14 protein-coding genes are annotated in these 13,472 nt (G+C 30.8%); 3 read left to right on the top strand and 11 right to left on the bottom strand.

The window, feature by feature from the left end:
* Positions 1-70 precede the first annotated feature (70 nt).
* The 5 genes from vraR to map form a co-directional block, all read right to left on the bottom strand.
* Positions 71-700, bottom strand: coding sequence for a response regulator transcription factor VraR (gene vraR, locus NSQ15_RS04445; protein WP_017637853.1), 630 nt, complete (start codon positions 698-700; stop codon positions 71-73).
* Entirely contained in the window at positions 690-1,733 is a 1,044-nt protein-coding gene (gene vraS, locus NSQ15_RS04440; RefSeq protein ID WP_017637854.1) for a sensor histidine kinase VraS, read from the bottom strand. Before vraS ends, vraR begins: the two co-directional genes overlap by 11 nt.
* Entirely contained in the window at positions 1,730-2,431 is a 702-nt protein-coding gene (gene vraT / locus NSQ15_RS04435) for a cell wall-active antibiotics response protein VraT (RefSeq protein WP_017637855.1), read from the bottom strand. Before vraT ends, vraS begins: the two co-directional genes overlap by 4 nt.
* 14 nt (positions 2,432-2,445) lie before the next feature.
* Entirely contained in the window at positions 2,446-2,832 is a 387-nt protein-coding gene (locus NSQ15_RS04430; RefSeq protein WP_017637856.1) for a DUF2543 family protein, read from the bottom strand.
* A 150-nt stretch (positions 2,833-2,982) separates the two neighbouring features.
* Positions 2,983-3,738 carry a type I methionyl aminopeptidase gene (gene map, locus NSQ15_RS04425; RefSeq protein WP_017637857.1) on the bottom strand — a complete coding sequence of 252 codons (756 nt, stop codon included), beginning with the start codon at positions 3,736-3,738 and terminating at the stop codon, positions 2,983-2,985.
* A gap of 165 nt (positions 3,739-3,903) precedes the next feature.
* Between map and NSQ15_RS04420 the strand changes: the two genes are divergently transcribed.
* On the top strand, positions 3,904-4,890 hold the full coding sequence (locus NSQ15_RS04420; protein WP_029056008.1) for an FUSC family protein: 987 nt from the start codon (positions 3,904-3,906) through the stop codon (positions 4,888-4,890).
* Positions 4,891-5,275: 385 nt separating this feature from the next.
* Here NSQ15_RS04420 and NSQ15_RS04415 read toward each other — a convergent pair whose 3' ends face one another.
* Both NSQ15_RS04415 and NSQ15_RS04410 read right to left on the bottom strand, forming a co-directional pair.
* On the bottom strand, positions 5,276-6,001 hold the full coding sequence (locus tag NSQ15_RS04415) for a type 1 glutamine amidotransferase (RefSeq protein WP_046467432.1): 726 nt from the start codon (positions 5,999-6,001) through the stop codon (positions 5,276-5,278).
* Positions 6,001-7,314 (bottom strand): Mur ligase family protein, encoded by a 1,314-nt coding sequence (locus tag NSQ15_RS04410; protein ID WP_017637860.1) that lies wholly within the window; start codon positions 7,312-7,314, stop codon positions 6,001-6,003. The genes NSQ15_RS04415 and NSQ15_RS04410 overlap by 1 nt, the downstream gene beginning before the upstream one ends.
* Before the next feature lie 194 nt (positions 7,315-7,508).
* Here NSQ15_RS04410 and ftnA point away from each other — a divergent pair, with 194 nt between their 5' ends.
* Positions 7,509-8,009 carry an H-type ferritin FtnA gene (gene ftnA, locus NSQ15_RS04405; protein ID WP_017637861.1) on the top strand — a complete coding sequence of 167 codons (501 nt, stop codon included), beginning with the start codon at positions 7,509-7,511 and terminating at the stop codon, positions 8,007-8,009.
* A 338-nt stretch (positions 8,010-8,347) separates the two neighbouring features.
* Complete coding sequence (locus NSQ15_RS04400; RefSeq protein ID WP_017637863.1) at positions 8,348-8,899, top strand: 3'-5' exonuclease; 552 nt, start codon at positions 8,348-8,350, stop codon at positions 8,897-8,899.
* 31 nt (positions 8,900-8,930) lie between these two features.
* On the opposite strand, the gene dinB is transcribed toward NSQ15_RS04400, so the two are convergent.
* The 4 genes from dinB to NSQ15_RS04380 all read right to left on the bottom strand — a co-directional run bounded on the left by dinB (position 8,931) and on the right by NSQ15_RS04380 (position 13,240).
* The gene (dinB, locus tag NSQ15_RS04395; protein WP_017637864.1) at positions 8,931-10,001 is read right to left on the bottom strand and encodes a DNA polymerase IV; all 1,071 of its coding nucleotides are present in this window, start codon (positions 9,999-10,001) and stop codon (positions 8,931-8,933) included.
* A gap of 140 nt (positions 10,002-10,141) precedes the next feature.
* Complete coding sequence (locus tag NSQ15_RS04390) at positions 10,142-10,684, bottom strand: DUF3267 domain-containing protein (protein WP_017637865.1); 543 nt, start codon at positions 10,682-10,684, stop codon at positions 10,142-10,144.
* A gap of 144 nt (positions 10,685-10,828) precedes the next feature.
* Positions 10,829-12,190 (bottom strand): 23S rRNA (uracil(1939)-C(5))-methyltransferase RlmD, encoded by a 1,362-nt coding sequence (rlmD, locus tag NSQ15_RS04385; protein ID WP_340746968.1) that lies wholly within the window; start codon positions 12,188-12,190, stop codon positions 10,829-10,831.
* 78 nt (positions 12,191-12,268) lie between these two features.
* The gene (locus NSQ15_RS04380) at positions 12,269-13,240 is read right to left on the bottom strand and encodes a diacylglycerol kinase (RefSeq protein ID WP_340746967.1); all 972 of its coding nucleotides are present in this window, start codon (positions 13,238-13,240) and stop codon (positions 12,269-12,271) included.
* Between the last annotated feature and the right edge of the window lie 232 nt (positions 13,241-13,472).

The raw sequence follows: 13,472 nt of genomic DNA, 5'->3' as shown, positions 1-13,472 counted from the left end.
AGACGGATTGATGTTCATCAACCGCTTGGCCTATTTGTTTGTAAAATTTTATATCATGTAATAACTATCTTTATTGGATAAGATTATGTTGAAATGCATAAATTACAGCTTGTGTTCTATCTTGTACTTCTAATTTACTTAATATATTACTAACATGTGTTTTAACAGTTTTAATTGTAATATGTGAAGCACTGGCAATTTCCTGATTGGAATAACCTTTTGCAATTAATAATAAGATTTCCATTTCTCTTTCTGTTAACATTTCATATAATTCTGCACGTTTTTTCATTCTATTTCGCATTTTCACTAATACTTCTGGTTCAAAAACAGATTCACCATTATAAGTTTTACGAACCGCTTCAGCTATATCACTTGCACTAGTTGTTTTTAAAATATAACTATCTACACCTGCATCTAAAGCACGATAAACTTCTTTATCTTCAATAAAACTTGTTAACATAACTACTTTAATTTGTGGTAAATCTTTTTTTATTTCTGTTGTAGCTTCTACACCATCCATATCATCCATTAGTAAATCCATCAATATTAAATCGGGTTGCAATTCATGCGCTTTAGCTATTGCATCTTTACCAGATTCTCCTTCACCTACTACTTCAATGTCGGATTGTGTTGATAAATAACTTGATATCCCTATCCTAACCATTTCATGGTCATCTACAAATAATACTTTAATCGCCATAAGAATCCTCCTTGTTCAATGGGGCTTTAACTTCTATACGTGTTCCGGAATCAGGTAACGAAACGATATGGAATGTAGCACCAATTTCTAATGCACGTTCTCTCATATTTTTTAAACCATAGCTTTGTTCCAATTTTTCATCTACATTAAAGCCTTTACCATTATCTTGTATACGTAATAATAAATAATCTTGCTTATTAAATAGTTCAACCGTCACTCTAGTGCCATTAGAATGTCTTAATGTATTTGAAATAGCTTCTTGAGTAATTCTAAATAAATGATCTTCGATACCTTTAGGAACTTTAAATTCTTGTATTTCATGTACAACTTTCATCGGAACTTTCTTTTGAAGATCTATAACTAAATCTTTAATTCCTTCACCTAAGGACTTATCTTTCAACCCTAGAGGTCGTAAATGTAATAATAAAGCTCTCATTTCAAGTTGTGAATCTTGTACCATTTTCTCTAAAACTGGAATTTGTTGGTCTAATGGGGGTTCTAATTTAGTTTCTTTAATCGCTGATAACATCATACTCGCAGCGAATAATTGTTGACTTACTGAGTCATGTAATTCTCTAGCTAGACGTTGTCTTTCGTCTTCAATAATCTTTTTAACTTTTACATCGTTCATGTTGTAGTTTTCATTAGTTAAGTTTTGTGTTTTCATTCTTAATCGATGTAATTCCTGATTTAATGGTACAAGTGTATGATATATTTCCAGTGTTTCACTATATAATTCTATATTTTGGTCATTGATACCAACTGTTTCACCTTCAATAGATCGTTCTATTTGAGAATTAATCCAGTCATTCTGTTGATTAATTTTATAAGCTAAAACAGAGCCTACAATGATACATAATAATATCACTATGATATTTAAAAATAAGAATACAGGTATGCCAAAAATCTGTGTATAGAACATACCTTGAAAATAGATGATGTTAACAAATACTTTATCAATAAATAAAAATGCGGTTAACATACTATACGTTAAAATGAGCATAGAACCTATTGCTCTTATATAGTGATTCATCTATAAATCACCTCTACGTCTCCAATAAATGTTGATACGTAGACATTGACAGTGTAATTTTCTTCTTTAGTTTTCTCTTCAACATGTATATTATTATTCTCTATTTTATATGATTTTTCATTAACATATGCTGATCCATAAAATGCAGCTGCATGTATATTGATATTATAATTTAATGGTACGATCACTTGTACCTTACCTAATATATGTCTAACAACAATAGTATTATTATCTTTGATATTTGCTGCTTTTGTTAAATCAATATGAATGTCACCAATTCCATGTTGAATTTGGACATCTTCCCATTTATATACATAGACAGGTGTTCGTTGTTCTCCAAACCATTTCTGTTTAATGAATGCTGGAGATGACACTTCCTCTTCTGTTGCCGTTACTTTTAATGGTTTGAATTTAAAAATTAAGTATCTAACAATTAGCAATAATAAAAATATAAATAAAATGATAATCGTATATTTATTAGACAATAAAGTGAAAGCGATTAATAGTGCACCAATCCAAAATGCAAGCAAGCCCCTCACTTTATGAAAATATATATATCCTACATAAACTAGCACGCATCCTAATAGTAAAACGAGTAGGAACCCTATCTTTTCAAAGAATATATAATAAAAATTAGCAATAATCATTAATGCTGTAAAAACTATCAACAATTCTGTTGATATATATTTATGGGTCATGGTTCGCCACCTTTCTATGCCACAGCACTCATATAATGAATTAAATGACACTCTTTTTCAATAGTCATTTTTTCTTTTGTCTGTTCACTTATTTTAGTTTCTATTTGTGCATAATAAGCCTCAATATGATTTAAGTAATTTCTTAATGCTGCAATTTCATGATCATGTACTTCTTCTGCACATTGGATATTATATAAATCTGCTATATCTATATACTTATTTTCTAATGCTAAAGATATACTGTCAATTAACTTTTTGAGCTGTGCTCTCTTCCCATTTAAATATGCTATATAACTTTCAATACTTTTTATTTTTTTATCTAGTTTCATTTTATATTCATCGATATTATATCTTAATGACGATTTAAAAATGTGATTTAAATAATTCTCCATATAATTCATAGAACCACCTCACCATTGATTAGGTTCTATTATAAAACAATTCCGAAACCTTAAGTAATAGGCTCCGGAACCATATCGTATTAGTCCTTTAGTCCTAGATTAAATCATAATCATTTACTTTAATTATTTAAGGACTGTCTTAATTTTATATTAATTATCTATTTTTGTTGTTAGTAAAGGACCATCTTTAGTAACAATGACAGTATGTTCAATTTGAGCAACATAACTTTTATCACTTGTTTCAAATGCCCATTCATTTTTACCTTCAGTTACAAACGTAGCTTTAGATGAAATAAATGGCTCAACTGCAATGACAAGTCCCTCTTTTAATAATGTTTTATCTTTTGGATCATAGTAGTTCATGACATGATTAGGTGCTTCATGTAATGATTGACCTACTCCGTGTCCTGTTAAATTCTTAATAACTGTTAAATCATTTTGACGCGCAGTTGCATGAACTGCTTTACCAATATTACTTAATTTCGTGCCTGGTTTCACTTTAGCCATTGCATTTTCAAATGCCATTGTCGCTACATCACATACCTTTTGTTTTAAAGGATCTGATGCTTCACCTACAACAAATGAAATGCCTGTATCAGCATAAAACCCGTTTTTTAGTGCTGATACATCAATATTAACTAAGTCACCTTCACGAATAATACGTTTCCCTGGAATACCATGAGCGACTTCTTCATTCACACTAATACATGTTTGACCTGGGAAGTTTTCGTCATGAATTGGTGCAGATAATGCGCCATGTTCTTCAAACAATTCTTTTGCAATATTGTCTAATTCTTTAGTTGTAATGCCTGGTTTAGTTTCAGCTTGCATTGTATCTCTTACTTTAGCGCAAATATATCCAATTTCTTTTAGAGCTTGTAGTTCTTCATCTGTTTTTACAATCATTTTTATCCCGTTCCTTTATATTTATATTCTATCTTATTATAGCAAAAATTTTTTGATATACTAAATATGAATGCATTATAAAGTATTTATTTTGTTTGTATAAGAAAGAGAATTTGAAAAAGCGATCTACGTTTTAAAAATTCCCTTTTTAAGGGGGACAACAACTTGAATGAAAAATGGTATAAACATATTATTGGTGCACGTACAATTAAGACAGGCTTAGCAACCTTCTTTACTACTGTGTTTTGTATGTTATTAAACTTAACACCAATTTTTGCCATATTAACAGCAATCGTAACCATAGAGCCTACTGCTAAAGCATCTATTAAAAAAGGCTATCGTCGTTTACCAGCTACAGTTATTGGAGCTTTATTTGCTGTTGTATTTACATTTATTTTTGGGGATCAATCACCGTTTGCATACGCCTGTAGTGCAACGTTTACGATATTGGCTTGTACTAAATTAAATCTACAAGTTGGTACAACAGTTGCTGTTTTAACTTCAGTTGCTATGATACCTGGTATACATGAAGCTTATGTATTTAATTTCTTTTCACGTTTATTAACTGCTTTAATTGGACTTGTTACTGCAGGACTTGTAAATTTTATGATTTTACCGCCTAAATACTATAGTCAATTAGAAGATAATCTATATAGATCTGAAGATAAAATGTATGACTTATTTAACCAACGTTGTCATGAGTTACTACTTGGACGATTTCAATCTGATAAAAGTAATAAAAAAATCATTCAAATTAGTAACTTAAACCAAAAAATTGACTTATTAACTGGATATCAACGTGATGAACTTACTTATCATCAAAATAAAGCCGAAGATTGGAAAAAGCTTAATAAACTAACTAGTAGGGCTTATACTAATAGATTATTAATGACACACCTAGCCAATATTATTTATTTACCTAAAGATGCCTATGTATTCTTTACTCCAGATGAAAAGTTAGCAATATTAAAAATAAGTACAAGTATTAGCCACATTCTATGTGATGGTACATTTAAGCGTGAACGTAAATCAGCTTCAACTTTAAAATCTTCAGTAAAACAACTTGAAGAATTCGATCAGAATCAAATTAAAAGTCATCTTATATATGAAATTTTATTAATCTATAAAATATTAGATCATCGCTATGCGTAAAAAATATTTTCAAATGAAAGAGACTGGGACATAAATCCTAGAAAAATAGCCAGTCAATGAGTTTATCCAAAAAACTCATTGACTGGCTTCTTTATTTATAATACTTCGTATTATCGGCTCGCTTTCTTAGGGGACAGCTTCAGCCTGTAGTCTTCAGCTTGTCCTGTTCCCTTAAGAGTCTTGCCAAAATACATCGAATTTATATGTAATTTTACATCAAAACACTTTAAAAAATAAGGCCCTTTCGTATAATTTAATAAACATCACTAAACTAAATTAACGAGGTGCCTTATGTATAAAGATTATAACATGACTCAACTTACACTACCAATGGAAACTTCAGTTCTTATCCCCACAAATGATATGTCACGACATGTTTTAATACTTATTTATTTTTGTTTGCACGATCAATTAAAACTTGTTTAGCCGCTTCTTCTTCTGTGTTGTCTAATTGTTTTGGTTCAAATGGAATACCTTTTCTTTCACAGGCTTTCTCTAATAGGTAATCAGTGATTTCATGATTTTTAGGTAAAATCGGACCATGTAAATATGTTCCTAATAAGTTCTTATAATGAATACCTTCTTGTCGATCTGTATCATTATTACCGTATCCATGTGTCACATGTCCTAAAGTACCAAAATTATGGAATGTTCTACCGCCATGGTTTTCAAATCCTACAATTGTACCAAATGTATCACTTTCTATAATAATATCTCCAGTTAAGCGATTTTCTTTGGATTCAGTATAAAAGTCTAAAATGCCTAAACCATCAAGTTCTGTCCCATCAGGTGTAATATATTTTGTTCCTAAAAATTGATAGCCACCACAAATTGTCAGACCTGGCATACCATCTTCAATTGCTTCTTTCAGTGGTGTTTTAATTTTACTTAATTGTTTCGTTGCTAGTGATTGTTCACGATCACTTCCCCCACCGATAAAGAAGATATCACAGTCATCAAATGTAACATTGTCTGTTTCATTGATTTCAACAACTTTAAGCTGAATACCACGTTTTTTAGCTCTCATTTTTAATGCGATAATATTACCTATATCGCTATATAAGTTTAATTTATCAGACATAAAATGATAAATTGTCAATTCATGCTTCATTATGATTGTCCTCCTTCAAAAGAACGATTCAATTGTTCTAGCATTGGTGATAATGAAGTATAGTTTGGAATGGCAACAGTAAATCCTGTGTAATCCATTGTTTTAGCAGTTGCTTTATAAATATCTCTTTCAAGTACTACTGGAACATCTACTTCTGCTAATTTCAATCTTAATTGTAATTCTTCAGCACGATTTCCTGTTACTATGATAGCTTCTATATCTTGATTACTTAACTTCTCAAAATCAGCATCATATATCCAAGAAGTGTCTCGACCATCTGCAGCATTGTCATTTAAACTAATAACATACACTTTACGTCCTTCTAATTGTTCACCTACTGATAAGCTAGCATTCATTCCAGCTGGATTTTTCGCTAAATTAATCATTGCTTCTTTTTGGTTCAATGAGAAGTATTGCATACGTCCATTGTCAGAGGTATATGTTTCAAAACCTTTTTGAATAGATTCATCATTTAAACCAAGTTCTCTTAAAACAGTATATGCTGCTAGCGCATTATAAGCATTAAAATCCCCTGCTATTTTCATATTAAATGACGTTTCACCAATATTTAATTTAAGGAATGGTGAAGTTTCAAATGAAGTCACTTCATATTTAGGTTGTTCACGCTTAAATCCGCATTCACAATGATAATGACCGATTTGATTGTAATGGATATAATCGTATTCAAGTAAACGACCACAATTTGGACAATATCTACTTTCGTTCATAGTACTTTGTTCAAATTCATGTGCGTGTGCTTTCATGCCATAATAAACACGTGTTTCACTAGCAATTTTAAGACGACTAACAAACGGGTCATCGGCATTTAATAATAATTTGATACCTTTATCGCTAATTGATTTAGCAATATTGTTAACCATGATGTCTATTTCACCAAATCTGTCCATTTGGTCTCTAAAGAAGTTGGTAAATACCATCATTGACGGCGTTACTTCTTTAAGTACTCGTGGTATTGATCCCTCATCTATTTCAATAATTGCAATTTTTGTTTGCTTTGTTGTTTGCATAATAAAGGCGGATGTAATTCCTGCTGCCATGTTCGCACCTTCATTGTTATGGATAATATCGATATGATTGGCTTTTAATGTGTGTCCAATTAAGTTAGATGTCGTCGTTTTTCCGTTAGTACCACTAATAAATACAATATCATCTACTTGTTCGGCTAATTTTCTTAATATATTTTGATCGACTCTACGTGCGATTTGACCTGGTAAGTCAGTTCCATTTTTACCCACGGCTCTACTTGCCTTACGCGCTAACTTCGCTAAATGGGTTGCAGTCCATTGTCTCATTTGTTTCCTCCCTATTACTATTCACTCGCATAATTATAACACGCAGAGGGTATAACTAAAAAGATTCTCAATTAAAAAGATAAAAATGCACCCTAGATTATAATAATTATTATTTACGAATGAGAATAAGTTTGTTATACTCAATTTAGTTAGTAAGGAAAGTAATTAAATTATTTAATATGAGGTGAATAAAAATGTTAAACAAAGAACTTTTAGATGCATTAAATGAACAAATGAATCATGAGTATTTTGCTGCTCACGCATATATGGCGATGGCATCTTATTGCGATTCAGAATCATATGAAGGTTTCGCAAATTTCTACATTCAACAAGCAAAAGAAGAAAGATTCCATGGTAAAAAAATCTATGACTACATTAATGATCGTGGTGGTCATGCTAAATTTACAGCATTACCAGCACCTAAAGTTGATTTCAATTCTATTTTAGAAACATTTAAAGATGGTTTAGCTCAAGAACAAGATGTTACAAAACGTTTCTATAATTTATCTGAAATTGCACATAGAGAAAAAGACTACGCTACTATTTCATTCTTAAATTGGTTCTTAGATGAACAAGTTGAAGAAGAATCAATGTTTGAAACACACATCGATTATTTAAATCGTATCGGCGACGATTGCAATACTTTATATCTTTATGAAAAAGAACTAGCAACACGTTCATTCGACGAAGAATAATACAATTAGGTTTTATTGAACTCTAAAAGTTATTTTTTAATAGTTGAATAATAACTAAAAGGTTTGTTTCCTAACTTATTTAGGAGACAAACCTTTTCTTTTTTGAGGAGGTTGTGGTGCTTTCCTTATTACTTCTTTAATTGGTTGTTCTACATAAGTGATATGTGTCATTTTGGTATAGACCATCTATTCATCCTTATCCTATTTTAATAAGTATTAACTCAGCTCAATCTCTAATTGAAAATATTTTTGTGAAATCTGATTTATTATGATTTATACTCATTTTGATGTAAAGTAAATGATATTAGTCATGTATTAAAGGAGTTGTCATATACAAAATGAAAAATGCATTTGTTGCGTTGGACTTTGAAACTGCTAACGGTAAACGTACCAGTATCTGTTCAGTAGGTATGGTCAAAGTCATTGATAATAAAATTACAGAATCATTCCATACATTAGTTAATCCAAATGATTACTTCTCAGAACAAAATATTAATGTTCATGGTATTCACCCTGAAGATGTAGTCTCTTCTCCTGATTTCGCTTATGTATATCCATATATGATGCAATTTATAGAGGAACTTCCCGTAGTTGCACATAATGCAGCATTTGATATGAATGTATTGCATCAAAGTATTCAATCAATTGGTTTAGAAACACCCCATCTTACCTATTTCTGTTCATATCAATTGGCCAAACGCACGGTTCAATCTCACCGATATGGATTGAAACATATGATGGATTTTTATAAGTTAGATTTTCACGGTCATCATGATGCATTAAATGATGCTAAAGCTTGTGCTATGATTACATTTCGATTATTAAAACACTATGATGATTTGTCTAGTATGTTAAATATTTATGGTAAAGATTTAAAAGATAAAGGCTAATAATGAAGTATTTTACTTACATTACTAGCCTTTATAAAAAGTCATATATTGTCATATTTCGATAAGCTGATTGCTCTAAATTTCCTACTGTTACACCAATTAATCGGATTGGTATATCAGGATCTTTTAATTCTGTATAAAGCGTATAAGCAATATTATATATATCCGTCTCTGAATTAACTGGATCTCTTAGACTTGTCTGCTTTGAGAGTGTTTCATATTGGTATGTTTTAATTTTAACTGTCACCGTTTTTCCGGATTTTTGTAATTTATTAAGTCTCTCTGCTGTTTTCCCTGATAATTCCCAAACCTTTCTCAAGATTTCATCATCATCATTTACGTCTGTTGCAAAAGTACGTTCAGTTCCAACTGACTTACGTATTCTTGTAGCTTTCACCTCATTGTAATCTATACCTCTTGCCTTATTATATAGACCTCGTCCTCTCTTACCAAATAAACGTATTAATTCAAACTCATCCTTATTATATAAATCTTGCCCTGTAAAGATATTATTATTATGCATAACCTTTTCAGACGCTTTACCTACTCCTGGAAATTCCCCTATGTCCAAATTCATTAATATATCGTGAACGTTGTTATAATCTATCACTGTAATACCATTGGGTTTATTCATACCACTTGCTAATTTAGCTAAAAATTTATTATAAGAAACTCCTGCTGAAGCAGTTAATTCTGTTTGTTCTAAAATATCTCTTCTAATGAAATTAGCAATTGTTGACGCAGGTAAATCCGGTCTAACTAGATGTGTTATATCTAAATACGCTTCATCTAATGACATAGGTTCAACTATTTCAGTATAACTACGAAATATATCCATTATTTGTTTAGATGCTTCTCTATATGCATCAAATCTACTCGTAACATAATAACCATTCGGGCATAATTTATGCGCTTGAGACATGGGCATAGCTGAATGTACACCGTATTTTCTTGCTTCATATGATGCTGTGGAAACCACACCCCTATTACTTGCTTTGCCACCGACGATCACAGGTTTTCCTTTTAATTTTGGATTATCTCTCATTTCAACTTGTGCAAAAAAGTAATCCATATCAATGTGTATAATCCTTCTTTCTTCCATGTATTCACCGCCTTTCGTTCACTATTATCTATTACTCTCATTATAAATTGTAAGACAACATTTCACGAACTTCATGCTTTGTTTTACAAAACAAAAATACCACCTCCTCAAATTAGAGGGGCGGTATTATACCTTTTTCATTATTCATGATGCATTTCATTAGGTTTATGTTGGTATAAATATAAACCTTCATCGTATTTTTGAATATATTTAAATTTACTAGCAAGTGCAAGGGAAACTAATAAAATATCAAATACACAATAACCAACGTGAATACTAAACATAAATATTAATGATGAGTAGGCATATGTGCTAATAAGTACTAACAATATAGAACTAATGATAATTAATGGAGCTAACATGATTATGCTAAATTGCCATCTATTAAAGCAACTTTCAGTATATTGCAATATCATTGTTCCCTTTTTATATTTCAATTGAGGCTTTTCACCTTTAGAAAATAAAATGAATAAAATATGATGTATAAATTCATGAACAATTAATAAAATCACAAATCCCGCAAAACCATAAACTAGATTTAATAAAATATTTTGTTCTATAATATGAGTTATTTTGTAAGCCCATTTATATGTAAATAAAATAACAAACATAACTAGTACTATTTGCATTAATACAAAACGACGTAAGTTTATTTTATCTGGAAACAAATCAATTTTATGCACAACCAACCCTCCATTTATCTCTAAATTTAACATTAGTATACAACGTTTAATAGCGATACTAAAGCTATTTTCAAGAAAGTAAGTTGCTTGTAATATAATTTTAATAATCGTCTTTATATAGCAATCAACAATAGTTAAAACAGACTATTTTCTTTCAAATAATGCAACTGTTTCTATATGAGTCGTTTGTGGGAACATATCTACTGGAGTAATTTCTTTCAAATCATATTGTTGACTAAGTAATTGTGCATCACGTTGTTGTGTAGACGGATTACAAGAAATATATACAATACGCTTAGGATTTAATTCTAATAACGTTTTAATGAAAGTTTCATCGCAACCTTTTCTTGGTGGATCGACCATTACTACATCTGGTCTTATTCCTTCTGCTTTCCATTTTAGAATAACTTCTTCTGCTTTCCCACAGACAAAAGTTGTATTTTCTAATTGGTTTATAGTCGCATTTTCTTCTGCGTCTTTGATTGCAGATGGTACGACTTCCACACCATAAACGTGCTTAGATTTTCCTGCCATATATAAACCAATTGTTCCTATACCACAATACGTATCCAAAACAATTTCATTGCCCGTTAACTGAGCGTATTCTAATGCTTGGTTATATAGTTTTTCAGTTTGATGTGAATTAATTTGATAGAAAGATTGATCGCTAATATTAAATGTTATTTCACTTAGCTTATCTTCAATTTCATCAGTACCATAAAGTGTAATAGATTTACGCCCCATAATAACATTTGAATGTGCATCGTTGATATTTTGTTTAATACTTGTTACATTGGGATGCAATTTAACTAACGCTTCTACTAATTGATTGGCTTGTTTGAATGCTTTGCCATTAGTAACTAATATAATCATCATTTGATTTGTATAATGACCTGTTCGTACAACCAAATGACGTAGTAAACCTTTTTTAGTCTTTTCATTATAAACACTGATATTAAGTTCAGATATGAGTTGTTTTACATCATTCATAACTTGTTGATGTTTCTCATCTTGAATTAAGCAACTATCCATGTCAATAATGTCATGGCTACGTTGGCGGTAAAACCCCATTATAGGTTTTTTATTATTATTTAAACCAATTGGTATTTGTGATTTATTTCTATATCTCCACGGGTCTTCCATTCCAACAGTATCGTGTATAACTGTATCGTTAAATGATCCTTTTCGATGAAATAAATTGATGACTTCCTCTTTTTTCATTGTGAGTTGAGCTTGGTAAGTCATATGCTGAAGCTGACACCCACCGCATTTATCATAATAAACACAAGGGGGTTCTACACGAGAATCACTCTCTACAATTACATTTAGAAGTTTACCTATCGCAAAATTTTTCTTCACTTTAATAATTTTGTATTCTATTGTTTCGTTAATTAAGGCATTAGGAACAAATATAGGATATCTATCAATTTTGACAACGCCATGTCCTTCATGAGTTAAATCTAAAACTTGGCCTGTTTTTATTTCATTTTTCTTTAATGTTTCCAATTTCTTTCCCCCACATATGAAAAGGCTAGGACATGTTATTTTTACTATCCTAACCTTGTGTTAATTTCATATTTATTATTATTTGTCTTCATTCTGTTGATGATCTTCTGATTTTAACTGTGGTGTTACTGTTGGTTGATCAATTAATTCTTCATTATGAATGTCATGAGGTGTAAATACATCAATATGTCGTTCTAAATTCAAGAAGTTTGCTGGTAATTTACCACCATATTCGCCATCAACATTAAGTTGCATATCTGTAAACGATGAAATATTGATTGATTTTGCTTTTTCATATATTACTTTAGGATGTTTTGTATGTTCGCCTCTTGATGCTAAGGTCATGATATGCCCTAATTCTGCTAGGTTAGCTTTTTCAACAATAATTAATGTGTAATAACCATCGTCTAATTTTGCATCAGGAACTAATTTTTCAAATCCTGCCATAGAATTTGTTAAACCTAATAAGAATAATAATGCTTCACCTTGAAAGACTTTATCATCATATTCAATGCGTAAGTCAACTGCCTTCATTTGTGGTAACATTTCGAATCCTTTAATGTAATAGGCAAATGATCCTACGATTGACTTTAATTTACTAGGTGTTTCATATGATACCTGTGTAAGTTGGCCACCTGCTGCTAAATTGATAAAATAACGATTGTTCATTTTACCGATATCAACTTTAGTACTATGACCTTCAATAATCACATCTAAGGCACCCATAATATCATTTGGTAAATGTAAGGCACGTCCAAAATCATTTACTGTACCCATAGGTATAATACCCAATCTAGATCTATTAGGTTGTTCTGCAATACCATTTACAACTTCATTTAAGGTTCCATCCCCACCAGCAACAATTAAGATATCATAATTGTTATCGAGTGCACGTTCTGCTTCAAGCGTCGCATCACCTTCACGCTCTGTTGCATAGGCACTAGTTTCATATCCAGCTTTTTCTAATTTTATTAAAACATCAGGTAACATTCGTTTAAAAAGTTCTTTACCAGATGTCGGGTTATAAATAATTCTTGCTCGTTTTCTCATATCATATCCCTCGACTTCATATACTCATATTCAATATTAAATGATTTACTCACGAGTTAAAAGTATTTTTTAGAAAAACTTGGTACTTTAGTACCTTAGTTTTTCTTATGCATTAGCTTTAGCTAAGGCGTTCCTCTATTTTCTTATGCATGAACTTTAATTCAAATGTTATTTTATGTACCTAATAGCTTTAACTATTAGGTAAGTCATACTAATTTTGCTTTGCAAAAAA

It is taken from the genome of Staphylococcus sp. FSL W8-0774 (assembly GCF_038006785.1).
In the GTDB taxonomy this organism is placed as follows: Bacteria; Bacillota; Bacilli; order Staphylococcales; family Staphylococcaceae; genus Staphylococcus; species Staphylococcus pasteuri.
The sequence above is the reverse complement of the archived record's forward strand: the minus strand, read 5'-3'. Positions and strand labels throughout refer to the sequence as shown.